Origin of the sequence: Ensifer sp. YR511 (assembly GCF_900103045.1) — a bacterium.
Lineage (GTDB): Bacteria > Pseudomonadota > Alphaproteobacteria > Rhizobiales > Rhizobiaceae > Ensifer > Ensifer adhaerens.
In genome coordinates this window covers 254,768-280,093 of sequence record NZ_FNGR01000007.1, presented here as the reverse complement: position 1 = coordinate 280,093, position 25,326 = coordinate 254,768, and the positions used below count along the sequence as shown (strand labels likewise).

Here is a 25,326-nt window from a genome sequence, read left to right as displayed (position 1 = left end):
CGCTTCGGCCGCATCAATATGTTGTCCGAACCCATCGAATGGCTCACCGACAACGGCTCCTGCTTCATCGCCAAGGACACCGCATCCTTGCTCCGCGAGATCGGCATGGAACCGTGCACGACACCGGTGCGAAGCCCACAGTCGAACGGCATGGCCGAGGCGTTCGTCAAAACATTCAAGCGCGATTACGTCTCGGTGAACCCCACCCCGGATGCTGAAACAGTCATCGCTCAACTGCCGTTCTGGTTCGAGCATTACAACAATCTTCACCCGCATAGTGCTTTAGGATATCAATCACCGCGCGAGTTCATCAACTCGCAATCTCAAACCTGAGCATGTCCGGTCTTTTGGGGGCAACTCCACACCATGTCCAGCCGTGAGATCGCGGAATTGACGGGCAAGCAACATCAACATGTCAGACGCGACATCCTCGCAATGCTGGTCGATCTCCGGGTCGATCCGTCCAGTTTTGGACGCATCTATCGTGACGGCCGGAACAGACAGCAGACGGAGTTTGCGCTCCCAAAGCGCGAGACCCTTATCCTCGTCTCTGGCTATTCGCTCGAACTCCGCTCCCGCATCATCGATCGCTGGATGGAGCTGGAAGCACAGCAGGCATGCCCCATCACAGCCACTGAAGTGACGACGCTGCTCGCCCAGTACATGGCCGACATGCAAGATTGTCGTAAACGAGATGCCCCAGTTGGTATCAACCCCAGTCAGATTGGGGTGAGAGCATCCGTCACTACCATGCACTACCATGCCCAAAAAGAAAGGCCACGGCGCGGCTCGCCGTGACCCCATTTCTAACCCTCGAGCGAAGGGGCGGGAGGACCAACGGCCCTCGCTCCAGCACATTACCCGATCACGGGCTGGTTGCAATCCCTTCCGCCATACAGGCCGCTCAGCGTGCTTTCTACGCTGACGAGTAGATCAGGAGCCATTCCTCATCAACGCTCTCCAGTGGACTCCTGTGAGTCAAAGAGAGCTGATCAATTACCCCGCACTTTAGGACAGACGACAGGGTCGCAGGTTGCATCATGCGTTGAAGACCAACCTTTAATTACCCCCCACTTAAGGAGAACCCCGAGAGGGAAGACTACGAATAAAGGATGAGGAGAGGATCGATGATGAAACAGAGTTCGCTCTCCAGATTATCTTTATGATGGATGGAGGTGATTAAGAACCCTCATCCGCCAAGACTCAATTCCCAGGGAAGCCCAAGAGGAACCTATAAGGGGACACCAGAAATCCGCAGCCAATCATCCGCACAGTCCACTTATGGACACTCGACCTCTGAGAGTGCGCAGACTGACCGTGGTCCTCATGGCCGGTCCTTCGTTCTCGTGGCTGTGGTGCCCCGGCCCTCTTGTCGCAAGTTCTGCTGACGAGGGGGCCGGCCTTCAACCACACCCGACGCTGATCAGCCCCACCACAAATCCTCGAGAGCGAACATGCACAACGAACCGTCCGCGAACAGCGGGCACGGCATCCCTTTGCCGTTAAATCATATCCATATCCTGTGCCACCAATCCACGCCGATACGTTTTGCCCTCATCGAGGGCCAGCCTTGGTTTGTCGCCGCTGATGTCTGCAAGGCAGTCGGCGTCTACAACCCGAGACACGGTGCCGCTAAGTACGTAAGGGCCGTAGCCGACAGTCAGAAAGCGTTGGTCAAACTGCCTGACATCCCCCGTGGGTCGCCCGCCGTCCTGATGATTTCCCAGAGTGGTCTCGACAAGCTACTTTGGTTGGCGCTGCACAGCGTCTCAGCGGCTTGGCCTGTCTTATCTTCCATCACTGCACAGGCGTCATTTATCGTCGCCAAGGAGGCAGCCTAGTGTGCGATCCGTTTTCTGTGATCGGTATGGGCCTCAGCATCGCAACGCAAGGTATCGCCTATCGAGCAGATGCAGAAGCCGCCAGCCAGACGAACCAGCTCTACCGAGAGAACGCCAAGCGGGCCAATGAGAACGCCCGCCAGCAGATGTTCGATACCCAGCAGCGGATGATCCAAGAACAGGAAGCCGGCGCTGCGGAGAAGATCGACACGATGCGTGAGGCCCGTGAGGCCCGAGCAACAGCCGAAGCCGCAGCCGGTGAGGCCAACGTTTCCGGCCTGTCGGTTGAAGCCTTGATGCGTGAGTTCTCTGGCCGTGAGGCGTCCTTCAACGACCGCGTAGACCAGAACACTGACTGGTCCATGCGCCAGCTTAACAACGAAATGAAGGGCATTCGTGCCAACGCTGAGGACCGCATCAACTCGGTCCAGAGGGCCGCCAAGCCTTCATTCTTCGACGCCGGTCTCAGGATCGCGGGGGCAGGGCTCAGCTCTTACTCCGACTACAAAGACCGCCAATGGAAAGCGGCGCAACTCGCGCACCGCTAAGCCAACCCCTTTCAAAACGGCCAATACCACAGCCCAACCGCAGGACTAGCACATAGCCCTGCAAGGAGAACTCATGACCATTCCGCGCATCAAAACCGTGACCATCGATTCCCACGACGAAGCCGTGCCGGTCGTCCGCTTTCGAATAGTTGATATCGACGGCCAACCTTTGCATCTCGCCAAGGACATCGCAGCCCTCATGTCGCTACCCCTTGACGAAGACGGCGATTACCGTTTGGCGCTCGATCATTTCGGCATCAGCTATCGCTTGTCGAAAGTCAGTGACCCGCATGGTGAAATTTCCGGGCCAGTCGCGCTCATAACGGAACACGGCTTCCGGCAGCTTAAAGACGCTGTCATCGCCAGCCGCTACAGCCAGCCGCAGGGTGTCTAAATGGCTCGACTCCCCGGCATGACGCCAATCGACGAGGGGCGTAAGCGCTCCCAAGGCACCGCCAACCGGGGCCGCGTCCAGACCCCTTCCGCATCCAACATCCGCCTTCCGGGGCTTCGCCCATCAGCTTCCCCGGTGGATACCTACGCCCGCCCTGAGCAGGCGCCTATCGGCTCCAACGGATGGGAAAGTCTGGCTAAAGCCCTGTCAGGCATCCAACCAGAGATCAACGCGTTCCTGAATACCCGTGCCCTCGAGCAGACCGAGCCGCAGGACGCTGACTTCGCTGAGGCACGGCGACAGCTCGCCCTTCAGCCGACCGCTGATGCCCGCATGAAGGCCATTCGGGACGGCAAGATACCAGCCTTAACGACCGTCGCTGGCCGACAGGTGGCCGGTGAACGGCTCGCTTACGACCGCTCGGTGCGGTTGATGGAGGAGTATCAGACATCCTTCGACAAGGGCTCAGGTGATGTCGATCAGTTCATCCAAGAGCGCATCAAGGACGACCTTGAGCGCTATCAGGGCGACCCGATCTTCATGGCGGCCTATATGAAACAGGTCGATGGACTCTCCGACCGTCTGCGTGGGCAGGCCGTGGATGATCGCGCCAAGTACGAGATGGAGAAGCGTGAGGGCGATGTCTTCGGGAAGTGGTCGGCTAAGGCTGACTTCGATCTGGCTGAGAAAAAGGCACCGGCAGATGTCGCTACAGGCATCTTCGGTGAGTTCCAAACGAACCGCGACATGCTTCGCATTCCGTTCGATCGGCAGCAGGAGATGGCCCTTCAGATGGCCAATCAGGCAGCCACAGCGGGCAAGCTCGATCTGGCCCGGGCGATCCTCTCCCATGAGCGCAGTGATGGCCCCTACAAGGGCAGCCTCCTGACCGACGCCAAGCTGGGCCAGCAGGCCACGGCAATCCTCGACCGCATCGACACCGAGCAGCAGAAGATCAACCTGAAGCAGACCGCTGCCGAGGCTGAGGAACAGCTCGGTGAGGCACTCGATGGTTCTTGGGAGCGAGGTGAAGTCCGCTTCGTCAGTACCGTCACCATCCCGAATGAGCGTGGCGAGGCCCAAGAGATCAAGCCTGAGAAGGCTGAAGAGATGGCCGTCAAGCGTGCTTTGGCCCGCAGCCAGGTCGTCGCTGCCGAGCGTGGTGAGACCAAGGAACAGACGGAAACCCGCGAGCTGGCCGAGTTTACCGGAAACGCCGTGAAGCACCCCGAGTGGTTCCGCGTAATGGATGCCGGTGCTTCAGCCGCAACGGTCCCCAACGTCAGCCTCGACAGCCCGCCCGATGTCCTCATTCAGGGCTACGACAAGTACAAGACGCTCTACGGCAAAGCCCCGGTCTACGTCGAACAGCACTTGAATGCGAAGGCCGCGGATTTCTACGAGATGGTTCGCGTGGGCGAAGAGCTTGGCTGGGACCAGCGGCTGGCCATGTCGGTCGCCATGAGGGCGAATGCCCCGGGCGCTTCCAAGGATGAGGCCACCCAGCGTGTCCAGTTCCAGAAGCTGAACATCCGCGTTTCTGACCTCGTGGCTGACAAGAAGGTCGGCGGCTTCCTCGGCTTCGGTGGCACTGCCCCGATCAACGAGGGCACGGTGAAGACCGAGCTGAACCGCTACGCCCAGCTCTACGTGAAGCTCGGGCTCGGTGAAGATGAAGCTATCGAGCGTGCTGCCCAGCGCCTCGACAAGAACTACTTCAACTTCAACGGAACGCTCATCAAGCGTGATAGTCGAATGCCCCCGAACTTCGAGGGCTTTGCCGATACCGCGATCAACGAGTTCGTCCTTAAACATGGCGACAAGCTCGACGGGGCGGATGCGGGAGACCTCTCCCTTCTGCCAGACGGCACCTCGACCGGTTCATGGATCATCTGGAACCCTTCCACCAACAAGACCTACTCGGGGCGAGACTTCCCCGATGGCGTCATCACGTACCGCTCCATGGCCGCAGCCAAACAGGCTGAGCGCACCCGGGCGGAAGCCGAAGTGTCCAAGAAGGACGCTGAACAGAAACAGAAACCAACGGGCCGTCACCTCTTCCGAAGGGGCGGCTAAGGAGATTTGAATGGTCGATGCAAGGACGATCATTTCAGACGCAGCTCGGCGCTACGGCGTTGATCCTGAGGACGCCATTGCAATCGCGACCATCGAGAGCCGTCTGAACCCCCAGGCGAAAAACCCGAGTTCATCGGCGGGTGGCCTGTTCCAGTTCATCGACGGCACGTGGGCAGGCTACGGCAACGGAAAGAACAAGTTCGATGCCTACGCCAACGCTGACGCTGGCGCTCGCCTCATTCGAGACAACAGGAACGGACTGACACAGGCTCTTGGTCGCGCGCCCAGCCGTGGTGAGCTTTACATGGCCCATCAACAGGGTCTTGGCGGTGCCATCAACATCCTCAAAGACCCGAACCGTAGGGCCGTCGATGCTGTCGGTGCTAAGGCCGTGTCGTTGAACCTTCCTCGGGCTCAGCGCGGTCTGGCCGGCAGCATTACTGCAGGTGAGTTCGCCCAGCTTTGGGATGCCAAGATGAATGGCGTGAAGGGTCCAGCACTAGTCTCGGGAGGCGTTCCTTCGAACTCCCTCTCAACCGACAGCTCATTCACGGTGAGCGATACTCTCAATCCCTCAGTCGCTCCGGTGACGCAAGGCGAGATCGCAACCAACCAGTTCCTCACCGACCATCAGGAACGGGCCAACGAGAGGGAAGCCGAGAAGAAGGCTGAAGAGACCGAGGTAGGCATCCTTAAAGGTGCCAAGCTCGCGATCCAAAACCAGTGGTCCGTCATGGCTCCCTTCCGCGCGCTCGGCCGTCAGACCCCTGACCCAGACTTCAGGGTCACCCCTGAGGTTCTCAAGGAGATCGCTGCCGAAGTCCCGAACGAACAGCTCGATGAGTTCGTCGGCGCTGTTTCGATGGAACACGCTGAGGCCATCCGCGACCGCATCCTGAGGCAGATCGATGTTGACCAGAAGCTGGCATCTATGGGCGGCACGGGCGTGGCCCTTCGGGTGGGCGCTTCGCTGCTCGATCCCGGCGCTTGGGCTGCGACCGCTGCCGTCACTGCGGCGACTGGTGGCCTCGGCCTTCCGGCTGCCGTAGCGGCCCGCTTCGGTCGGGCAGGGCGCATCGCTCTTGGCGCTGCTGAGGGCGTAGCGGGTAACCTCGCCGTTGACTTTCCCCTCATGGCCACGAACCCGCTGATGGATAAGTCCGACCTGATGTACTCCATCGGCACGGGCATCGTCATGGGTGGTGCCTTCTCTTCGTTTCAAAGGGCGAGCCCGATGCTGGCGAAAGAGAACCACCAGATGGACGTGATCGGTCGTCAGATGCAGACCCAAGCGGTGGACGCTGTGGCCCCGAACGTGGGTGCTGGCGGTGCCGCTGCGGTGGCCCGTGAGGCGACCTATCGAACCGATGACGTGGACAATCACCGCTTCTGGAAGAAGGTCGATAGGAACTTCGAGCTGGTCTTTGGCCGCGCCCGCTTCGACCTCTCAGCTCAGTTCATGAAGTCTGGGAACCCGATGGTCCGGTCTCTCGGCAACTACCTCGTCGAGAACGCTGCCGGCAACCGCAAGGGCAAGGTGACCGTGATCTCGGCTTCCGAGACCCAGCGCCGCCTTCAGAAGGTCGCTACCTACAAGTGGTCCCGCACCTTCGGCCAGCAGTGGGATGCATACCGCAAGCGTAAGGGCATCAGCCTCTGGCAGGCATCGGAGGAGCAGCGAAAGTTCTCCGAGCAGGTCACCGCATGGCAGCGCGCCAAGGGCATCGACAAGGACGGCTTCGACCCTGAGGTCAAGGCAGCCGGTGCCGAGTTCAACACGATCATGCGCGACTGGTGGAAGAAGGCCAGCGAAGAAGGCATCACCCGCAGTGAAATGGGCGTGGACGGCTACGTGCCCCGCGTACCGCACCTTGAGCGTGCCCGTGAGAACGTCCATCGGTTCAGCTATGACCGCACCGGGAACGACACCCGAGACGGCCTGACGGTTCTCTTCACCAACTCGATCAAGCAGGCTCAGCCCGACATCGACGACAAGCTGGCCCGCAAGATGGGCTACGCGATGATCGACCGAATGAACAAGCTCTCGGTCGGTCAGGAAGTCGGCGCTGCCCGTGCCCTCGCTGGCGAAGACATGGACGACTTCAGGCGCTTCCTCTCCGACAGCTCGATGTTCTCCGAAGAGGAGATCGAAGAGGCCATCGGTGTCCTCACCAAGTCTGGCAAGAAGGATGCTGAAGCGGGCGGCTCGGCTCGGCTGAAGCACCGTGTCATGCTCGATGAGAACTATTCGATGGTTCTCCGCGACCGCGACGGCCTCGCTCAGGAGGTGTCGATCAAGGACTTCTACGTCAACGACGCGAACCTCCTGATGCACATGTATAACCGGTCAATGTCCGGTCAGGTGGCGCTTGCCCGCGTCAAGGTTCCGCACCCCGAGAACCCGAATGAGTGGCTCGTCGATGGCATCCGCAATCAGAGCGACTTCAACACCCTTATCGAGAAGATGAAGGGCGTAGGTAACGAGGAAGGAAAGGCCGGCGCGGTGGTCAGCAACGCCACCGATGTCGAGAACATGACGTTCGCCTACAACGCCATCTCCGGTATCCCGAACTATAACCAGACCAGCGATTGGGCGCGGTTCCTGCGGATGACGCGGGACTTCAACTTCGCGCGCCTGATGGGTCAGGTAGGCTTCTCGCAGGTCCCTGAAATCGGTCGTGTTGCCTCTCAGAGCGGCATCAAGGCGTTCTATGCCGGCATGCCATCCTTCCGTCAGATGCTTCAAGCCGCCCGCTCGGGCAACATGGATGACGCCCTGGCTGATGAGCTGGACGCTATCGGGGCCTTCGGTACCGACTACGTGACCTCTCGGTTCCACGTTCACACCGACGACTACGGCACCCCGATGACGCTCTCGTCGGCCACGAAGCTGTCCAGCATGATGGAAGCTGCCGAGCCGAAGCTACACAAGCTCAATCGCGGCATCACGCTTGCCTCGGGCATGGCCCCGGTCAACGCTGTGTTCCAGCGCTGGGCCTCCCGTGCGTTCGCCGTGAAGTTCGTCAACATGGCGAAGTTCGGTGACAAGGTCAGCATGGACCGCATGAAGCTCCTCGGGCTCGATCAGGCCGATGTCGATCTCATCTTCGATAACATCCGCAAGCACGCCACCTTCAAGGGCGGTGTGCAGAGCGGTTCGAAGCTGGAAGCGCTGGGAACCAAGAGCTGGGACGGTAGGGTCGTGGCAGCCTTCGAGACCGCCATGTATCGTGCGTCTCGGTCGATGATCCTTGAGAACGATATCGGCCAGTTCGCGAAGTGGATGAGCCATCCTTTCGGGAATACTGTTCTGCAGTTCCGGTCGTTCGCCGTGGGCGCTTGGACGAGAGCGCTGATGCAGGGCATGAACATGCGCGATGTCGAAGCGGGACTAGGCTTCATGGCAGCAACCTTCCTCGGCTCTCTGGTCTATGTGGGCCAGACGCATCTCAATCTACTCGGCGACGCAAGGCGGGAAGAGAAGCTGAAGGACAGGCTGTCGCTTGAGAACCTCGCCCTGGCTGGCTTCCAGCGGTCTTCTGAATCGTCGTTGCTGCCGATCCCGGTGGACGTCGTCTCGTCAATGTTGACGGGCGATACGCTCTTCGACTTCCGTTCGAGCGGCCTGAAGTCCGACATCATGAGCCTCTTCGGAAACCCTACAGGTGACCTCGCAACCACCGCGTATCAGGGCGTTCAAGGTTTAGCGACCGCTGCCCTCGGTGACGACTACTCACAGCAGGATGCCCGGAAGCTGTTCCAAACCCTACCGGCCCAGCGCGTCATCGGCGCTCAGTGGTTCTTCAACTGGCTGACCTCGGGCCTCCCGCAAAGGGAGTTCCCTAGCGACTGACCAAGGCACTCAAAATCAGGGGCGGCATGCTTAGGGGTTTGCCGCCTCATCACGATCGAACTCAATCCGTAGAGACCAAAATGGGCTACAAATATGCCAGCGCTGAGGAAGCCGCCGAGGCCAGACGGCGGTACATGCGCGAATACAATCGGCTGAACAGCCATAAGTACAAAGACAAGGCGAGAGCGCGCGCCCGTCAGCGATACCGTACCGATGAGGATTTTCGGGCGAGAACCATTGCGGCGGGATGTGCCCGTTACGCTGCCGATCCCGCACCCACCAAGGCGCGTAACAGGGCCAATTACCCAACGATCAAGGCACTAGTCGGTGATCGTAGCGCCCAGATCAAACGAGTGTTCGAACTCCTCCATGAGCATCAGCGGGAGGAATATGCTCAATGGCTTCTCTTTCTGGCCGGGACCGACAGCTACACGAGCCTTGCTGTTAGAGCGGGTAGCGTGGACAGCACCTACATGGGCAGATACGCGGGAATATAGGTCGAAATTTCCAGCGCAAAATCCTGAGACCCCAGATCAAATATAAGGCTTCCCGCAATCCCCCCTCTCCCCCTGCAATGTGGCTCTCAGGTGACCTGAGCGTGAGCGCGGTTGAGGCGGTTGATTCGGTCCCGCCTTGCAACCGAGTCCCGCGCTAGCTACGATTCCATTGCCAAATCAATGGGTAGCCGTCATTCGGCCATGCCGTTGACCGCCTCAATCTATACCGCTTTGCATCGCTAGGAAGCTCACGACGATGGCCATGACAACCTCACTCGCCAGTGCAGAGACGGCAAGGCGCGGCATCTTCAGTGCCCTCCAACTCTTCGAAACATTCCGCGAGCTACAACACGACATGCCAATGCAGACGGTCTCCGTGTTCTTCGTTATTGCGATGAGGCCGGGGCTATATCAGCGCGAATTGCTGACCCTCTTGGACCTCAGCCAGCCGTCAATCTCCCGCAACGTCATGGCCCTTGGGGAGACGAACCGTCACGGAGAACCAGGGCTTGGCCTCATCGAGCAAAGGCGTGACCCCTTGGACGCGCGGCAGTTCACCCTCCACCTGACCCCGGCAGGCCAGGAAATGGTCAACCGCGTGCTGTCGATAATCGCACGTGCGGCGTGACCGCCCACTGTCCGCAAGGGTATACCTCAGCGGACGCTCTGACATGGTCATAAAATATGTCCGTTAGGGTTGACATCGTTATTTCGTACACATATCCATTCGGACAGAAGCCCAACGGACATGTGGAGTAAACCATGGCAACCTTCCTTTACGCTCGCGTCTCGACCTCGGAACAGACCCTCGACCATCAGCAGTCTCAGGCTGAGAAGGCCGGCTTTACCTTCGATCACGTCATTGCTGACCGTGGCGTATCGGGCGTGTCTGTCCTGATGAAGGACCGCCCGGAGGGCAAGCGCCTCTTCGATATGCTGCGAGCCGGTGACACTCTCGTGGTCCGCTGGGTCGATCGACTGGGCAGAAACTACGCTGACGTGACCGACACCATCCGAGAGTTCATGCGCCGGGGCGTCGTGATCACGACCGTGATCAACTCCATGACGTTCGACGGGGCGACGACTGACCCCATCCAGATGGCCGTCAGAGACGCGATGATTGCCTTCATGGCTGGCACCGCGCAGGCCCAAGCAGAGGCCACGAAAGACGCGCAGAAGGCCGGCATCGCCAACGCGAGAGACAAGGGCGACGATAGCTATAAGGGTCGTAAGCCGAGCTACACCCGAGAGCAGTACGTCACTGTGGCCGATCTTCTCACCAAGAACGGCAGCGTGTCAGAGATCGCCCAGGCATCGGGCCTCACCCGCCAAACGGTCTACAGGATCAAGGAAGACCCCGCAGCGGCAGAGAAGGCACTGGCTGTCTGGTCACTATAGGGCCGGCTGACCTTCAAGGATTTTGGGGCGTCCGTTTGTCTTACCTTGATTATGTTATTTTCGGCACACATCGACGCTGCCCGCTAAAATTGCCTGGGGACAGCGATAGCAAGGAGGATGTGTAGGTTCACACTTCCCAAGACAGGCCCTTTGGAAGCCTCCAGAATCGGCGTATCAAAGGGAATGTGGAACCTTCCAACACTACCGACCGACAATTTATACAAGCTCATGACATTTGCCGGCATGGCGTTAATGCTTGCCGCATTCTATATCCTCTACAGCGGGGTGAACCGGGATTTCCGCGATACTGGCCCTTACGCGTATGCGCGGCAGGTTCAATTGCAAAGCCGCTTAGAGGACACTGGCCTGAAGCCAAAGCCGCTTCCAGATCGCATCAATGAAAGTCCTTATCTGCGATACGAAGAGTATCGCGATCTCATAAGGTCTTTGCCTGTGGAGCATCCTCAGGCAGCACAACTTCGCGACCTGAACGAGGAGGTGTTGATGCTTGGCGTTGAATTGAAGTTGTCCGAAGAAGCGATGGAAGGGAGGCACACGAGCTTCCTCTGTCTAGCGGCGCTAGGGTTCCTGTTTCTCACGCTGGGCGCTTTCCGATGGTATTTTGGCTATCAGCGATACCAAGACGTGATCGCCTACGCTAACGCACTTGAGGCGACCGCGAAGGCTAGAGGACTGGGCCTTTCTAGCCAGTCCATAAATCCGCATCAGCCCTCACCTGCTGACAACGCCGGCTGAGACCGGTGGTCTCTTCCAGACCGCAAGCATGGCCTCGATCTTCGGTTGGACGCGCCGTCTGGCGTCTTCTCTGTCGATACCATGCAAAAGGAGGGTCTCATACTCGGTCATGAGGTGCCGAAGGGTGCTTTGCATGACAATCCCCACGGCCCTGCCGAGCGTGGCCCCTTTCCACTCTCTGCCTGCAATCTCAGCAGCAATACGCTCGACTGCGAAATCAGGGCAGCCGGGGTGCTTCTTGCGGACGTGCTGGCAGACGACCGCATGGGAATAACGCGAGATACGTTCCTTACGGGGCGTGCGTGGCATACAGTACTGCTCCCGTCAAAATCAGCGTTCCGTGTCGTTGGAGTGTTCGTCTCCTTCCTCCGGCCAGCCATGCCCCCGAAGCATGTTTAGCCACGAGCCTCGTTCCTCGTTCAGTTCGCGCTTAGCACCATAGGAATGGTTCAGAACGAAGAGGCTAGCCAAACTTGCCTTCTCTTTCTCCAAGTTCTTCGAGAGGTCATGGATAGCTTCCGCTGCCTTATTGAGCGTTTCGAAGCGGGCGATACACTCCCCTTCTGACCAGAACTCCTCATTTAGTTTGATAGTCTTCTTGGTCTGCCGCGTGAAAAAGGTCACGCCTCGTTTGCCTGGAAGCGGGCCGAACTGATGATGGGCCACTATGTTGCGGTCGCGGTAAAGAGGGAGGAGGCTGTCGATGGTCGCATGAAAACTCTTCCTCTGGGCAACGTCGAACGTCGCAAGAGTAATTGCACCCGTCAGGATTCTAAGTTTCTCCACGAACTTGATGTGGTCCGACAAGACCGTCATCTGCATGTAACTGAGGTTCAGGGCGTTGCCCAGCGCCTGATCGACAGCGTTTTCGAGGATCGACCAGTGATACATGAACTGCCCGATGAGGGTGAAACACAAGGTCTCGTCATCGAGTTTGCTGTAGGGGTCCAAGAGACTACTCCCGCCCTAGCGCCAAGCACCGCCCGTGCATTTGCGTCGATTCCCGCGCCACGTTGAGCATGTGCGCTGTCCTGTCTTGCGTGACTCTTCCATCAGGCCCAGTGCCGTAATGGCGCAGCGCATCCGATTCCATGTCCCGTATATCTTCTTCGTTGCGGGCAATCGCTTGCAGATGACGCTCGATCATGTCAGCTCCCATTAAATACAGAACGAGAACACGGCAACTCGTCGCGATTCGCAAGTGGGTGCGCGCCGGTCTGAACGTACGTGACTGCCCGTCAGCGTAGCTTTTCATCCGGCTCAGAGGGGAGCTTATCCAACGCACCTTTCAGTGCGGCCTCCGACGGGGGCTGAATTTGCTCAATGGGCACCCCCTGTTCTAGGGCCCTCATCATGCCCATAGCATGTTCCATCAAAGGCTGCATAAGGGCGGTGCCAACGGCCTGAACATCCATTCCCTTATCGATGACAGGAACGGTACTCGCGCTCGCCTCCTCCTGCTCCCCATTATACGTGAGTTGACCGCCACCGAGCGAAGCGTCACTCCACGCAACGATGCTTTTAGGGCCGACCGTACGATCCCCTTTCTGCATCATTCCCTTGTGTACCCCATAACAGATTGCAGCCAAGTGATCAGCGATTACTTTTGGACACACACGACCCTTGTTGTACGCCTTGACGAGCCGAAGCAGCGGTCGCTTCCAGCTTTCTTTTCGCATCAATAGGTGGGCGCCGCTTCCGGCGATAAAGATGGCATAAGTGGGGGACCTGGAGGTCATGGGCTCACGGGTGATGTGCCGGGAGTAGCGATAGAATGTCCGTCCCGTTTGCTTGACCAAGTCAATCGAGTACAGGCGCTGCCGTCCTTCGACTATTGCCGGCACCACCATCACGTGCGCAAAGTCTTCGATGCCTCGCAATTGGGGCGGGAACTCCCGTTTCAGCGCGTCTGCAAGAATATTGAGGGCGGGCTGGAGCAAAAGATTTCGTCCTCGGAGCACATTCGCAATCCATGTAGATGGCTCAGTGCCTGATCGCGTTGCACCAAGCCCAGCATAGCCAATCATAGCTACCCCATCAGTCGTCCTAAGCTTGACTATCTTCCGCGCGTCTTCCTTCATAACTTTATTGTTGATGGTCAGACGCCGGTCCGCCACCATCCAAATTGAGCCTTTAGTCTGCACAGAAAGCACTAGCGTCAAGGTACTTCCTTCGAATGGTTGGTGGCCGCCCGTAAGGTGCTTTCGGGAAGGGCCCGAACGGAAACTTACATAATCTCGCGATGGACGATGCGATGGCAGTTCGCACAAAGGCACTTCAAGTCGGCGAGGCGGGTGCGCGTCTTGCCTTCCATCTTGGACACTGCAACCGTGTTGTGGTGAACTTCGATACAAGCGTCACCAAAAGGCCCAAGGCTTTTCGAGGGAATTAAGCCGCAGCGCTCGCAGAACAGGTGTCCGTGCTGCTCCATGAAGCGTCGCTTCTTCATTCCTGCAAGCCCCGGCGCACGCTCACGACGGAGGTGCTGGACGCGGACCAAAGTACCCTCTGCCCAAGTCCGCTCATCATCAAATTCGGATTGTGGCGATGATACTTCTTCTTCCTTGGGGATGATTGGGTAACCCGCATCTTCGATGCTCTCGAAGCACGGCGTGCCTACTCCCCCCGAAAAATCGCCCGGCACAGCGGGGCGACCGATCACCTCCATTAGAGCGATGCCGAAAACTGCCTTTGGTGGGAGGCGCTCTCCCGTCGGCAAAAGGACGTCGTAGTCGGTTGAATCTTGAAAGCCGTGTCGCCTGCCCGCCTTGAATGCCTCAATCGCCTCGTCGATCATCCAAGGCTCGACCCGCCTTAATGTCTCCGCAGGGAGGCGTGCTTGACGAGTACGAACACCGGGATTGAGCAGCCTCAACAACTCTCCTGACAATGCCCCGGATACACCAATTCGAACGCGCTTGGTGCTGTTGCCATGTCCGTTCTTCCCAATCGGACGACCTTTCGCCGCTCCGCGCTGGCCGATCAGGGTAACGAGTTCGTCAACCGGAAGCGTGAGTTCCGCCTCATCCAGCAGTTGTCGATCGAGTTCCGGCCAGTGCTTAGCAACAGCGCTGTCGAGCCAAACTCCGGAAAGTTTCGCCCGGCCAGCTGCAAGGCGCTCAAGAATCGTCCGCACTGCACGTCTGTAGTCAGGGTTTCGAAGGTTGGGCTTGCCGAATGCACCACCGCGACTATGGACTGTGATAGCGAAGTCTTCGACCTCGACCTTGGCGTCGAGCGAGTTGCCGTCAGCATCGAATATCGTTGTGAGCATGGGACTTAATTTGGTTGGCGAATTTGATAATGAGAGCTTTGGGTTCCGCACGGGCGCCGCTAATATCGTTGCAGGCACTCCCTCAATCAGCAGCTCCTGAGGACTTTACGGTCCTTTCTCGTAGCATCAGGGCCGCGCCCTCCGGCGTCAGTTCCCAGAATAAAGTTCGGTCATTCCCTTCACCATTTACCACCAATCGAATGAGACCCAGAGCGGCGAACTGGGTTCTGATCGTCTTGTAGTCCTCATTCTCGACAGCCCCATTGTAAGCATCGACGCCTATAGAGGATAACAACGCTTGTCCCATCATGTGCCTCATTGATGCGTCATGCTGCGGCACCTGAAGGTCAGGCGCAATCTGTACGAAAATCTGACGCCACGTTAGTGCTTGCCGGTAGGTCTCTTCGCCCATTGCACCATAGTCCGTTAAGCGGACTGGATACTGCTCTTCGAGACCAGCCAGGTTGTCCACCTTCGGGATCGCGGTAGGTGTATACTGTTGAAGCTCCTTCCGAAGAGCCTCTAGTTCCTTGAGCAACTCATTTTGCTCCCGCACCGCTTCAGAGTTGACCTGATTGGCGCGCACCCAACCAATCGCCGGGTAGGTTTTGATCGTCTTGTTCAGACTTAGCGAGACTAGGCCGGGGAGTTCCTTGAGGTCATTCCAACTACGGACTAAGCGACCTGTCCGAACTTTTTCGCGAAACGCGTCAAGTTTCGCCTTCAGCGCCGGGTCGCTATCGGTGAACTTGGCGGGTATCTCCTCAGGCTTCTCGTGAACAAACGCCAGGACCTTCAGCCCTTTCGCGATTGCGTACTCATATTCCATCTCAGTGTAGCTGATACCCTCTGCTGAGACAGAACCGTACCGCCCACCAAGGATTAGCAGATAGTAATCGCAGTCATCGATGATGCGTTTGATGAACTGCATCTGCTCTTCATCCATGGCGGGGAACAGCTCCATACCAGCCGGAATGCAGTCCATTTCCATAAGTGTTTGGATGACCTTTCCCCTAGCCTCCTGAAGGTCAACGAAGGTCGAACTCACAAAGACTTGGTATCGCTTTTCCATTTGGGACTCTCCCCAGATACTGATTCTCTACAACTTCTACGACTGAAGCAGGAAGTGGGCCGATGGCAATAGAATGTTTCACCGGCGCGTTCACTTCAGTGACAGACGGCAGTTGTTTTCTGCTCGATACAAATCTGGGGGCAGTAGAAAGGCCGCCGCGCGGCAGAGACGCCGAACAAGCGTTCGAAGCGCTGGAATGAGGCAGGCAAGCATGCGGCTGGCTTAATGGGCTTCCACGAACGGTACCTTTTCATACAACTCAGCTAACAGCTCTCCGGCGATAGCACTCGCGTCACCAAAACTCACCGGCCAAGGACTTGCGATTCCAGCCGCCATAACATCTTCGGGTCTTATTCTGATAGCACTGTCATCTTGGCGAAGGGCGTCGAGATGCGCCTTGGGCACCTTGTCACCTTGCTCCAACCAGCCGATGATTTTAGCCCGCCATTCCTCGTCCCCTTCGCGATCTTGCCAGGTCGTGATGTCGAGTAGGCTAAAGCCGGCAGCGGATAGCACATGGACAATAAAGGTAGCGCAGGTTAGCCCTTGCCCTACCGGTGGGGAGACGAATGTGCCATCCGCATTGAAGGCAGAGCCGTCAAAGGAAAAGCCGTATGGGATGTCACCGTTGTGGTTCATCCATACCGTCGCGATGAATGCGGACAACACCGCGCGATTTTCCTCATCTTCGAGATTCAGATCGGCCCACAAGAATTCCTTCCAAGGCTGATCATAGGGGCTGTCGTCTGAAAGAAGATAATGCCACCTGAGATGAAGTAACCGTGGCTCGGTATCGGTGTGATAAAGAATACCTACATGATTTTGAGCCGGACCAGTACGCCCGATGGCAAGCCCGACCCCATTCACGTTCTCAAATTGCCCTGCGTTCAGCGCCATCAACCAAGTCCGCGAAGCAAACTATCCGGGTTTCTACCAAGCTTGACGACGCGCTGGCGGGCCAAATTGACTAGCTCCTTCCATTGTACGATCTGAGATCGAGCAGGGAAACTTCCCCGAAGAGCGGCAACCATCACGTCCAGCCTAAGTCTGGGGTCTCTGACCAAGTCGTCCAACGTCGCGCCCAGGATGGCAATATTACGCTCAGCGATTAGCTTTGAAATGCCACTCACCACACCCACCAATTCTGAGTGGGTCGGCTTCTCCTGAAGCTCAAGGGCCTTGGTCGCCCAAGTGATATCTGCCGGCGCTGTTGCCCGAAAAACGTCCTCCATGTCGATTCGAGCCACGGAACGATTGTGCGTCGCTTCACCGCCGTCTTCGAACCAATCGAAAATGAATGTGTGACGATTAGGGACAGCACGGACAACCCAATACCCACTATCCTCATCCTGATCGAGCCGGTAGTGAACGCACCTCTCCCCCCGATCAATGAGTCTAGTTTGTGGGTGCCAAGAGTCGATCCCTGAGTCGGTCTTTGATAGCCCAACGGAATAGTCGTCCGGCCTCGATGTTGTACTCGTTGAGGATATCCATGTAGACATTTTGATCGCCGTCTATTGTATCTTCCCGATAAAAATCACTGTCGATAAGTAGGGCCGATTTGCTCTTGTCATCCGAATGAACGAGACTACTGTTTAGCGCCAGATAGCCTCTATCAACCCTAAACAAGTGGGACGTGCTGGCTTCGGTCGCAAGCGTGGCACCGTCCAAGTCTGATGCGAGAAAGCCTAGGAGTTCCGACCTAACGAGTTCACTCCATGGAACATCCGCCAACTGAAGCGGCTCTCGATCGATTATGTTTCTGTACCGAAGACCAACACGTGTGATTAGGCTCACGCCGTAAATAGATCGCACGGCCTCCCACGCAGAATGAATGGTCTGCGAAAATGCGGCCCAGTTTCGGTACTCACGGGATGTGATAGCGACAAACTCAGCGCCTAACGAAATGGTTAGATCGCGTTTCCGGGACGAGAAGTCGTACGTGGTTCTCCGCCTCGGGCGAGAGAGTTCCTCGTTGTCCGAGAGAGCCACTTCGAAGTTGAAACGCTTCTCTATGAGTGGGAACTCATTCGCCACACGCTTTTGCAAAGCGACGGGAAGCTCGCCCTCGATCGCGAACTGACGCGGGAAACGAAGTTGGCAGATCACCTCTGCCAGAGGGTTCTGTGCGTATTCTACACGCGGTGTAACTGGAAATTTCATCACGTTCCGCGAGCTCTCATCCTCGAATCACCCTACTCGATAATGCGAGTCAACGTCTAGCATTTCGTAAATCAGAATGAAGGTCTTACGCTCATACCATGAGCAGATTGTGGTTGCCGGCGGCCGCCACTTCGAGCGCCCGCTTGGCGCTTTCCTGACCCTTGATATCGGCGAGATCGGGCAGGTTAGATGCGCCTGAGCGGATCGCGGCCTCGGGTCGCGAAAGCACCTGCGTACCGCGGAAATGGTTGGCGATTGCGATCAGGCTGCGGGGCGCCAGAATGTCGATCTCGGCCCCGGCCCAGGCCGCCTCGGGTCCGCTTTCGGCCGGGCAGATCAGCCCCTTGCCGAGCGCATTGGCACCGATCGCGGCGGGAAGCGCGCCGGCAACGGCAGCAATGGTGCCATCGAGATTGAGCTCACCGATCACCACATAAGGCGCCAACGCATCGCCGGGAATGGCGCCGAGGGCTGCCATCAGGCCGAGTGCGATCGCCAGGTCGAAGTGGCTGCCTTCCTTGGGAAGGTCAGCGGGCGCAAGATTGACGGTCACGCGCTTGGCCGGCAGCGCCAGACCTGAAGCATGAAGGGCGGCCTGCACCCGCTCGCGGCTTTCGGCGACGGCCTTGTCCGGCAGGCCGACGATCTGCATGCCGACCTTGCCCGGCGCGACCATCACCTGCACATCGACAGGCAGACCCTCGATACCCTGAAATGCGACCGTGCTGACGCGCGCGACCATGCTTGCCCCCTCGCCCAGGCAGCCCAGTTATCGGGCGCCACAACCGCCCAGGGTTGCAGGCAGAAGCCTTGCACGGATCGCGCACAAAAAACAAGAACAATAACGGAACATTTGAGGAGACGCGGGCCTGTACCTGGGACGTTTCGGCAAACGGCCGCAGGCGGAGGCCCGCGGCAAGCGCCATCGACCCGAGATGGATCCTAGGCCGAGATCTTGATCAGGCGCTTGCGCTCGATCGCATCCCAGAGCAGGCTCGCGACATCGGCGCCGCCGAACTTCTTCACTTCGCGGATGCCGGTCGGCGATGTCACGTTGATCTCGGTCATGTAGTCGCCGATAACGTCGATGCCGACGAAGAGGAAGCCGCGCTCCTTCAGCGCCGGCGCGATGCGGGTGCAGATTTCCTTCTCACGCGCCGTCAGTTCGGTCGGCTCAGGCCGGCCGCCAGCATGCATGTTGGAGCGGGCGTCGTGGTCTGCCGGAACGCGGTTGATGGCGCCGACCGGCTCGCCGTCGACGAGCAGGATGCGCTTGTCGCCCTTGCGCACCGCCGGCAGGTATTCCTGGGCGATGAAGGGCTCGCGGAACATCTGGCCGAACATTTCGAGCAGAGAGGACATGTTGCGGTCATCGCGGGTCGAGTGGAACACGCCGGCGCCGCCGTTGCCGTAGAGCGGCTTCAGGATGATGTCGCCCATTTCCTGGCGGAAGCTGGCGATCTCAGCGGGGTCGCGGGTGATCAGCGTCTTCGGCATCAGGTCGGCGAATTCGGTGACGAAGATCTTCTCCGGCGAATTGCGCACCCAGGCGGGATCATTGACGACGAGCGTCTTCGGATGCAGGCGTTCCAAAAGGTGCGTCGAGGTAATGTAGGCCATGTCGAAGGGCGGATCCTGGCGCAGCAGGATGACGTCCATGGTCGAAAGATCCACGCGCTCGGCTTCGCCAAGCGTGAAGTGGTCGCCCTTGACGTCGCGCAGCGTCATCGGCTGCACGCTCGCATAGACCTTGCCGTCGCGCAGCGACAGCTTTTCCGGCGTATAGTGGAAGAGGCGATAGCCGCGCGACTGTGCCTCGAGGCTCATGGCGAAGGTGGAGTCACCCGCAATGTTGATGCCCGACACATGGTCCATCTGGACCCCGACATTGACGATTTTCGCCATCTACCCATTCCCTCATGGATCACGGATAGCCGTGATCGATTTCAAACCGCCGGAGCGAATGAGGACGGGAAAACCGCTGCCCTCTGCCGCACTGGCAAAGCCCTCGACATGTAGAATGCGGGCGGGCCTTAGGCAAGGAGAGGCGAGCCTATTCGAAGCCTTCGATCACGCAGGTGATGAGATCGTGATCCGAAAGCGGCCGGCCGGTTTCGTCAAGCGAAGGAATGATCGTGGTCTCGCCGATCTTCAGCCCGCGCGACAGGAACCAGTCGAGCTTCATCGCCCGCTCTGGCCAGCGGGTGATCAGGCTCGGCCGCGTGGTCATCACGTCGAGCGGCCCACCATGGCGGGTAAAGCCCCTGATGGCGCTCATGGCAAACAGCCCTTCGGCCTCGAAATCGCCGCCGGCATGGTTGCCGGTGTTGAGATCGCCACCGATCATCACCGGCAGGCCGGGGAAAGTCTCGTCGAGTGCATCGATCAATTCCTTGACCTGGCGCTCTCGGTAGACGGCAGTCGTCGCACTCTCGAGATGGGTGGAGACGGCGACGAAGGGTCCGGCTTCCGTCTCGATGACGGCGCCGATCGCACAGCGCTCGCCAAGGCGCGGCTGCTCGCCATCGGTGAACCAGAGGCGTTCGCCCCATAGGCGCAACATGAAGGGCCGGGAGAACGGCACCGCAGCCATCACCGCATTGCCATGGAACCCCTTGGCGTTGAATTCGTCCTCGCAGAATTCGCGCTCCGTATCGGAGCCGAGCCCCATCTCGATGAACTCGATGCCATACGCATAGTGCATGCCGAGTGTTTCGGCGACTTCGGCGGTCGGGTGACGCTGGCCGGTGCGGGCCATGCCGTTGTCCATCTCTGAAAGAAGGACGACCGGCGCGTTTGTCGCGGCGAGATGGGCGGCGCTTTCGGCCGGAAACAGGCAGCGCTCCAGGTTCCAGGCAGCAACGGTGAACGGGAAGGCGAGCGGCGTATCGGAGGCCGGTGTGCCGCCGACCTCCACGCTGTTCATCTCCGGCCGTGCGGCCATGGCTGCGTCATGGGCGGCAATGGTGCGCACGATCTCGGCAAAGCTGGCGCGGGTTTCAAGCGAAGGAACGGCAAGCTGCTCGACGGTCTTGGAGATCACGATGCGGTCTCCAGGCGTGGCGCTGCAACCGGCGCTTCATTGGCAAACGACGTGCCGCGCTCCAGCCGCTTGCCGGTCTCGGTCGAGAAGAAGTGCAGACGGTCGACGGCGATCGTCACTGCAAGATCACCCGAAAGTGGCGTCTCCGGAGACAGCGCGATGGTGAGCGCCTGGCTCTCGATGGTGCCGTGCACGAGCCGCTGCGCGCCCAGTTCCTCGACATAGTCGACCTGGAACAGCATGGCGTCCTCGCCGACGCCGGCGAGCTTGAGATCTTCGGCGCGAAGCCCAACCGTGACCGGGCCTTCGACCGGCGCACGGTCGCCAAGCGCGATCCTGTAGAGACCGATCTGCAGGTTGCCGCCTTCGATCTCACCCTTGATCAGGTTCATCGCCGGCGAGCCGATGAAGCTGGCGACGAAGGTTGAGGCCGGGCGGTGATAGACGTCGAGCGGACGGCCGATCTGTTCGATGCGACCGCCATTCAGCACCACCAGACGGTCGGCAAGGGTCATCGCCTCGAGCTGGTCGTGGGTGACGTAGAGCGAGGTCGTACCGAGGCGCTTCTGCAGGCGTTTGATCTCGCCGCGCATGGAGACGCGCAGCTTGGCGTCGAGATTGGAGAGCGGCTCGTCGAAGAGGAAGGCCGCCGGCTTGCGCACGATGGCGCGGCCCATGGCGACGCGCTGGCGCTGGCCGCCCGAGAGCGCACGGGGCTTGCGGGTAAGATAGGGCTCGATCTCCAGCATGCGAGCGGCTTCGGCGACGCGGGCGTCGATCTCGGCCTTCGGCGTCTTGCGGTTCTTCAGGCCGTAAGCGAGGTTTTCGTAGACGGTCATGTGCGGATAGAGCGCGTAGTTCTGGAAGACCATGGCGATGTCGCGCTCGGCCGGATCGACCTCGTTGATCACGCGTGAGCCGATCGTCACCGTGCCCTTCGAAATCGTCTCCAGCCCCGCGACCATGCGCAGAAGCGTGGACTTGCCGCAGCCGGACGGGCCGACCAGCACGATAAATTCGCCGTCCTCGATATCGATCGAGACGGATTTCACCGCCTCGACATTGCCGTGATAGATCTTCGAGACCTCGGCGATGGTAATGGCCGCCATGGCTGCCTCCGTAAGATTGATGTCGTTTCAGGAGCGGGCGGGACTTTTGTCCCGCCACGACCCCGTTTACTTGTCGCTTTCCGTCAGGCCCTTGATGAACCAGCGCTGGAAGATCACGACGATCATGACCGGCGGCAGCATGGCGAGAATCGCCAGCGCAAAGGCCTCGTTATAGTCGGGGATGTTCGAGCCGACCCAGACGAGCAGGATCTGCTTGATGCCGCGCACCAGGGTGAAGAAGCCTTCGTCGGTGGTCATCAGGGTGGGCCAGAGATACTGGTTCCAACCGTAGACGAACATGATGATGAAGATCGCCGCCATCATCGTGCGCGAGAGCGGCACCAGTACGTCGATGAAGAACTTGAAGGGGCCGGCGCCGTCGATGCGCGCGGCCTCCAGCAACTCGTCCGGCACCGACTTGAAGAACTGCCGGAAGTAGAAGGTGCCCGTCGCCGAGGCGAGAAGCGGCACGATCAGGCCGGTATAGGTGTTGGTCAGCTTCAGCGTGTTCATCACTTCATAGGAAGGAAGGATGCGCACTTCGAGTGGCAGAAGCAGGGTGGTGAAGATCACCCAGAAGAAGAAGGTCGCGAGCGGAAAGCGGAAATAGACGAGCGCATAGGCCGCCAGCATCGACAGCACGATCTTGCCGACGGCGAAACCCAGGCCGAGGATCATCGAGTTCAGCATCATGTTGAAGCCGGTGATCTTGCCGGTGAAGCCGCCCTCGCGCGTCAGTACCGTCTGGTAGGTCTCGACGAAATGGCCGCCCCAGCTGAGGCTGAGACCGTTGCGGTGAATGTCGGCCGCCTCGTGCGTCGAGGTCATGAAGGCGACGACGACGGGCGCCACCATGATGAAGACGCCGAAGAGCAGGACGATGTGGTCGAAAATCTTGGTGCGATACATCGGCCCCACCTCAGTTGTAATGCACGCGCCGCTCGATGAAGCGGAACTGGAAGATGGTGAGCACGAAGACGATCAGCATCAGGATCACTGACTGGGCCGAGGAGCCGCCGAGATCGTTGCCGCGGAAACCGTCCATGTAGACCTTGTAGACAAGGGTGATCGGGTTGTTGGCAGCCTTGTCCTTCACCATCACGTCGATGACGCCGAAAGTGTCGAACAGCGCATAGGTGACGTTAATGATCAGAAGGAAGAAGGCGGTCGGCGCGAGCAGCGGCAGGATCACCGTCCAGAAACGGCGGAAGCCGGAGCGGCAGTCGATCGCCGCAGCTTCCCGCACCGAGACCGGAATGCCCTGGAGCCCTGAGAGGAAGAAGATGAAATTGTAGGGGATCTGTTTCCAGACCGAGACGACCACCATGGAAAAGGCGGTGTCGAAGTAGTTCAGACCAACCTTGATGTCCCAGCCGAACCAGCGCGCAAGCTCGACGATCGGGCCGATATGCTGGTCGAAGAACATCATGCCGATGAGGCCTGCGACCGGCGGGGCAATGGCATAGACCCAGATCAGCAGCGTCTTATAGGCGGCGTTGCCGCGGATGACGCCATCGGCCTTGACGGCGAGCAGCAGCCCGATCGACAGCGCAAAGAAGGTGACCAGCGCCGTGAAAACGGCGGTGAAACGGGCAATGCCGAGATATTCGCCTGATTTCAGCACGTCGGCATAATTGGTCATCCCGACGAAGGTCGAGCCGAAACCGAAGGGGTCTTCAAGATAGAACGACGACTGGATCGCCTGAACCGACGGCCAGTAGAAGAAGATGAAGATGATCGCGAGCTGCGGCGCGAGGAAGAGGTATGGCAGGAACGGCGAGGAGAACTGCACGCGCTTTGCAGCGCTTTCGCCTCCGCTATTCGACTGGCCACCGAAAATCCGGAAGGCGCCGAAGCGACGCCCCCCGGTCTTTGTTCCGGTCCCTCCCCGCGCTGCGGGGAGGAGATCTGTCGCGGTCGACATCGAGCTCAGCCGGCCGTCTTGGCGAAACGGGCGAGCAGCTCGTTGCCTTCCTTCTCGATCGTGTCGAACGCGTCCTTGACGGTTGTTTCGCCCGAGAAGATGCGGCCGTATTCGCGTTCCATGATTTCACGGATCTGCGGGTAGAAGCCGAGGCGGTAGCCCTTCGACCAGTCGCCGGCCGGCAGCATCAGCTGCTTGATGCCGACTTCGGCAACCGGCTTTTCCTTGTAGTAACCATCCTTCTGGGCAAGCTCGTAGGCTGCCTTGGTGATGGCCACATAGCCGGTGGCCTTGTGGTAGAAGTACTGGATCTCAGGCGAGGTCAGGAACTGGAAGAAGTCGGCAACGCACTTGTTTTCTTCATCCGTCTTGCCGGACATGGCAAAGAGTGCCGCGCCGCCGATGAAGGAGTTGGTGCCGGCGCCCTTGATCGAGCCCCAATAGGGCAGGAAGGTTGCCGAGAACGGCATCTGCGCCGTCTTCTGCAGGCCGCCGAACGAACCCGACGAACCGATCCAGAACGCAGCCTTGCCTTCTTCGAAGACCTTCTGGTTGTCGTTCCAACCGGCGCCGTAGAAGGCGAAGTAGCCTTCATCCTTCCAGGCCTTCAGCTTGTCGAACATCATGACGAGGTTCGGGTCGGTGACCTTCAGCTCAGTGTCGACGACGGCGTCGTAACCGTTGTTGTTGGTGGCGAACTGGATGTTGTTGCGGGAGAAGAAGTTCTCCGTGAACTGCCAGGTGAGCTGCGACTGGACGAGCGGGATGTAACCGGCTTCCTTCAGCTTCGGGGCGACGGCCTCGAACTCTTCCCAGGTCTTCGGCGCTTCGACGCCGGCCTTCTTCAGGGCCTCGTCGTTGATGTACATGATCGGCGCGGAGGAATTGAACGGCATGCCGACGAACTTGCCTTCGCTGTCGGCGTAGAAGTAGCGCACGCCATCGATGAAGGCGTTGCGGTCGAAGTTGTGACCAGCCTTGATGATCAGGTCTTCGGCCGGGATGACCGCGCCCTTGGCGTTGATGATCGTGGCGGCACCGGCGTCGAAGACCTGCAGGATGTTCGGCTGTTCACCCGAGCGGAAAGCGGCGATACCGGAAGCGAGCGCTTCCTCGTAGGTGCCCTTGGAAACCGGGGTCAGCGCGCAGGCGCTCTGGGCTTCATTGAACTTCTTGGAAACTTCATTGATGACTTCGCCATTGCGGCCGGCCATGCCGTGCCACCAGGTAATGTTGGTCGCGGCAAGCGACGAGGTCGCGGAAAATGCAAGGGTAAGGGCTGCGAGCGTAAACTTCTTGAACATGACTAATCCTCTCCACCGGGTTGCGGATGGCAGTGGACTAGTGACCTTCAATGACAGGCCCGTAACGCTTTTAT

At 59.0% G+C, this 25,326-nt stretch carries 24 protein-coding genes and 2 pseudogenes; 11 read left to right on the top strand and 15 right to left on the bottom strand.

The window, feature by feature from the left end:
* The 11 genes and pseudogenes from BLU15_RS15985 to BLU15_RS15935 form a co-directional block, all read left to right on the top strand.
* Positions 1–333: integrase core domain-containing protein (locus BLU15_RS15985; RefSeq protein WP_143034220.1), on the top strand; the 333-nt coding region annotated here is incomplete at its 5' end.
* A 33-nt stretch (positions 334–366) separates the two neighbouring features.
* Positions 367–624: pseudogene (locus tag BLU15_RS40845) on the top strand (Rha family transcriptional regulator); the annotation flags it as partial.
* Positions 625–1,454: 830 nt separating this feature from the next.
* On the top strand, positions 1,455–1,841 hold the full coding sequence (locus BLU15_RS15975) for a BRO-N domain-containing protein (protein WP_090296382.1): 387 nt from the start codon (positions 1,455–1,457) through the stop codon (positions 1,839–1,841).
* Positions 1,841–2,389, top strand: a complete 549-nt coding sequence (locus BLU15_RS15970) for a virion core protein, T7 gp14 family (protein ID WP_090296379.1) — start codon at positions 1,841–1,843, stop codon at positions 2,387–2,389. Before BLU15_RS15975 ends, BLU15_RS15970 begins: the two co-directional genes overlap by 1 nt.
* A gap of 73 nt (positions 2,390–2,462) precedes the next feature.
* Positions 2,463–2,783: a BRO-N domain-containing protein gene (locus tag BLU15_RS15965; protein ID WP_090296376.1), complete on the top strand. Its 321-nt coding sequence runs from the start codon at positions 2,463–2,465 to the stop codon at positions 2,781–2,783.
* Between the two features lie 18 nt (positions 2,784–2,801).
* Entirely contained in the window at positions 2,802–4,859 is a 2,058-nt protein-coding gene (locus BLU15_RS15960) for a hypothetical protein (RefSeq protein ID WP_143034219.1), read from the top strand.
* 10 nt (positions 4,860–4,869) lie between these two features.
* Positions 4,870–8,712 (top strand): transglycosylase SLT domain-containing protein, encoded by a 3,843-nt coding sequence (locus tag BLU15_RS15955; RefSeq protein ID WP_090296371.1) that lies wholly within the window; start codon positions 4,870–4,872, stop codon positions 8,710–8,712.
* Positions 8,713–8,792: 80 nt separating this feature from the next.
* The gene (locus BLU15_RS15950; protein ID WP_090296369.1) at positions 8,793–9,209 is read left to right on the top strand and encodes a hypothetical protein; all 417 of its coding nucleotides are present in this window, start codon (positions 8,793–8,795) and stop codon (positions 9,207–9,209) included.
* Between the two features lie 256 nt (positions 9,210–9,465).
* Positions 9,466–9,837, top strand: a complete 372-nt coding sequence (locus tag BLU15_RS15945; protein WP_090296366.1) for a MarR family winged helix-turn-helix transcriptional regulator — start codon at positions 9,466–9,468, stop codon at positions 9,835–9,837.
* A gap of 134 nt (positions 9,838–9,971) precedes the next feature.
* Positions 9,972–10,607, top strand: a complete 636-nt coding sequence (locus BLU15_RS15940) for a recombinase family protein (RefSeq protein ID WP_090296364.1) — start codon at positions 9,972–9,974, stop codon at positions 10,605–10,607.
* Between the two features lie 150 nt (positions 10,608–10,757).
* Entirely contained in the window at positions 10,758–11,363 is a 606-nt protein-coding gene (locus BLU15_RS15935) for a hypothetical protein (protein ID WP_143034218.1), read from the top strand.
* On the opposite strand, the gene BLU15_RS15930 is transcribed toward BLU15_RS15935, so the two are convergent.
* From BLU15_RS15930 to BLU15_RS15850, 15 genes and pseudogenes are all read right to left on the bottom strand, one after another.
* On the bottom strand, positions 11,340–11,672 hold the full coding sequence (locus BLU15_RS15930; RefSeq protein WP_090296359.1) for a DUF2293 domain-containing protein: 333 nt from the start codon (positions 11,670–11,672) through the stop codon (positions 11,340–11,342). The two genes, BLU15_RS15935 and BLU15_RS15930, sit on opposite strands and share 24 nt — an antisense overlap.
* A gap of 21 nt (positions 11,673–11,693) precedes the next feature.
* On the bottom strand, positions 11,694–12,314 hold the full coding sequence (locus tag BLU15_RS15925; protein WP_090296356.1) for a hypothetical protein: 621 nt from the start codon (positions 12,312–12,314) through the stop codon (positions 11,694–11,696).
* Positions 12,315–12,318: 4 nt separating this feature from the next.
* Positions 12,319–12,510 carry a hypothetical protein gene (locus BLU15_RS15920; RefSeq protein WP_090296354.1) on the bottom strand — a complete coding sequence of 64 codons (192 nt, stop codon included), beginning with the start codon at positions 12,508–12,510 and terminating at the stop codon, positions 12,319–12,321.
* 91 nt (positions 12,511–12,601) lie between these two features.
* A complete protein-coding gene (locus tag BLU15_RS15915) occupies positions 12,602–13,525 on the bottom strand; it encodes an Ntn hydrolase family protein (protein ID WP_090296351.1) in 924 nt (307 codons plus the stop codon).
* Between the two features lie 65 nt (positions 13,526–13,590).
* On the bottom strand, positions 13,591–14,637 hold the full coding sequence (locus BLU15_RS38945) for an HNH endonuclease (protein WP_143034217.1): 1,047 nt from the start codon (positions 14,635–14,637) through the stop codon (positions 13,591–13,593).
* An 82-nt stretch (positions 14,638–14,719) separates the two neighbouring features.
* Complete coding sequence (locus BLU15_RS15900; RefSeq protein WP_090296343.1) at positions 14,720–15,709, bottom strand: DUF4062 domain-containing protein; 990 nt, start codon at positions 15,707–15,709, stop codon at positions 14,720–14,722.
* A 222-nt stretch (positions 15,710–15,931) separates the two neighbouring features.
* Positions 15,932–16,606, bottom strand: a complete 675-nt coding sequence (locus BLU15_RS15895) for a hypothetical protein (protein ID WP_090296340.1) — start codon at positions 16,604–16,606, stop codon at positions 15,932–15,934.
* 498 nt (positions 16,607–17,104) lie between these two features.
* Positions 17,105–17,872, bottom strand: a complete 768-nt coding sequence (locus BLU15_RS15885) for a TIGR04255 family protein (RefSeq protein WP_090296335.1) — start codon at positions 17,870–17,872, stop codon at positions 17,105–17,107.
* Between the two features lie 94 nt (positions 17,873–17,966).
* Positions 17,967–18,614 (bottom strand): annotated as a pseudogene (locus BLU15_RS15880) (magnesium chelatase domain-containing protein); the annotation flags it as partial.
* A gap of 200 nt (positions 18,615–18,814) precedes the next feature.
* Entirely contained in the window at positions 18,815–19,777 is a 963-nt protein-coding gene (gshB, locus tag BLU15_RS15875; protein WP_090296334.1) for a glutathione synthase, read from the bottom strand.
* A gap of 148 nt (positions 19,778–19,925) precedes the next feature.
* Positions 19,926–20,915 (bottom strand): exonuclease/endonuclease/phosphatase family protein, encoded by a 990-nt coding sequence (locus BLU15_RS15870; protein WP_162731846.1) that lies wholly within the window; start codon positions 20,913–20,915, stop codon positions 19,926–19,928.
* Entirely contained in the window at positions 20,912–22,024 is a 1,113-nt protein-coding gene (locus BLU15_RS15865) for a sn-glycerol-3-phosphate import ATP-binding protein UgpC (protein WP_060580627.1), read from the bottom strand. The genes BLU15_RS15870 and BLU15_RS15865 overlap by 4 nt, the downstream gene beginning before the upstream one ends.
* Positions 22,025–22,090: 66 nt before the next feature.
* Positions 22,091–22,933, bottom strand: coding sequence for a sn-glycerol-3-phosphate ABC transporter permease UgpE (gene ugpE, locus BLU15_RS15860; protein WP_090296332.1), 843 nt, complete (start codon positions 22,931–22,933; stop codon positions 22,091–22,093).
* A gap of 10 nt (positions 22,934–22,943) precedes the next feature.
* Positions 22,944–23,948 carry an ABC transporter permease subunit gene (locus BLU15_RS15855; protein ID WP_244546755.1) on the bottom strand — a complete coding sequence of 335 codons (1,005 nt, stop codon included), beginning with the start codon at positions 23,946–23,948 and terminating at the stop codon, positions 22,944–22,946.
* 5 nt (positions 23,949–23,953) lie between these two features.
* Complete coding sequence (locus BLU15_RS15850; RefSeq protein WP_029742937.1) at positions 23,954–25,252, bottom strand: extracellular solute-binding protein; 1,299 nt, start codon at positions 25,250–25,252, stop codon at positions 23,954–23,956.
* Between the last annotated feature and the right edge of the window lie 74 nt (positions 25,253–25,326).

Excerpts from the sequence above, each read along its gene's own strand:
- BLU15_RS38945 (WP_143034217.1), bottom strand. The coding sequence starts at position 14,637 with ATGCTCACAACGATATTCGATGCTGACGGCAACTCGCTCGACGCCAAG.
- BLU15_RS15950 (WP_090296369.1), top strand. The coding sequence starts at position 8,793 with ATGGGCTACAAATATGCCAGCGCTGAGGAAGCCGCCGAGGCCAGACGG.
- BLU15_RS15850 (WP_029742937.1), bottom strand. The coding sequence starts at position 25,252 with ATGTTCAAGAAGTTTACGCTCGCAGCCCTTACCCTTGCATTTTCCGCG.
- BLU15_RS15940 (WP_090296364.1), top strand. The coding sequence starts at position 9,972 with ATGGCAACCTTCCTTTACGCTCGCGTCTCGACCTCGGAACAGACCCTC.
- BLU15_RS15920 (WP_090296354.1), bottom strand. The coding sequence starts at position 12,510 with ATGATCGAGCGTCATCTGCAAGCGATTGCCCGCAACGAAGAAGATATA.
- BLU15_RS15930 (WP_090296359.1), bottom strand. The coding sequence starts at position 11,672 with ATGCCACGCACGCCCCGTAAGGAACGTATCTCGCGTTATTCCCATGCG.
- BLU15_RS15885 (WP_090296335.1), bottom strand. The coding sequence starts at position 17,872 with ATGAAATTTCCAGTTACACCGCGTGTAGAATACGCACAGAACCCTCTG.
- BLU15_RS15965 (WP_090296376.1), top strand. The coding sequence starts at position 2,463 with ATGACCATTCCGCGCATCAAAACCGTGACCATCGATTCCCACGACGAA.
- ugpE (WP_090296332.1), bottom strand. The coding sequence starts at position 22,933 with ATGTATCGCACCAAGATTTTCGACCACATCGTCCTGCTCTTCGGCGTC.
- BLU15_RS15865 (WP_060580627.1), bottom strand. The coding sequence starts at position 22,024 with ATGGCGGCCATTACCATCGCCGAGGTCTCGAAGATCTATCACGGCAAT.
- BLU15_RS15960 (WP_143034219.1), top strand. The coding sequence starts at position 2,802 with ATGACGCCAATCGACGAGGGGCGTAAGCGCTCCCAAGGCACCGCCAAC.
- BLU15_RS15895 (WP_090296340.1), bottom strand. The coding sequence starts at position 16,606 with ATGGCGCTGAACGCAGGGCAATTTGAGAACGTGAATGGGGTCGGGCTT.
- gshB (WP_090296334.1), bottom strand. The coding sequence starts at position 19,777 with ATGGCGAAAATCGTCAATGTCGGGGTCCAGATGGACCATGTGTCGGGC.
- BLU15_RS15900 (WP_090296343.1), bottom strand. The coding sequence starts at position 15,709 with ATGGAAAAGCGATACCAAGTCTTTGTGAGTTCGACCTTCGTTGACCTT.
- BLU15_RS15945 (WP_090296366.1), top strand. The coding sequence starts at position 9,466 with ATGGCCATGACAACCTCACTCGCCAGTGCAGAGACGGCAAGGCGCGGC.
- BLU15_RS15955 (WP_090296371.1), top strand. The coding sequence starts at position 4,870 with ATGGTCGATGCAAGGACGATCATTTCAGACGCAGCTCGGCGCTACGGC.
- BLU15_RS15855 (WP_244546755.1), bottom strand. The coding sequence starts at position 23,948 with ATGTCGACCGCGACAGATCTCCTCCCCGCAGCGCGGGGAGGGACCGGA.
- BLU15_RS15975 (WP_090296382.1), top strand. The coding sequence starts at position 1,455 with ATGCACAACGAACCGTCCGCGAACAGCGGGCACGGCATCCCTTTGCCG.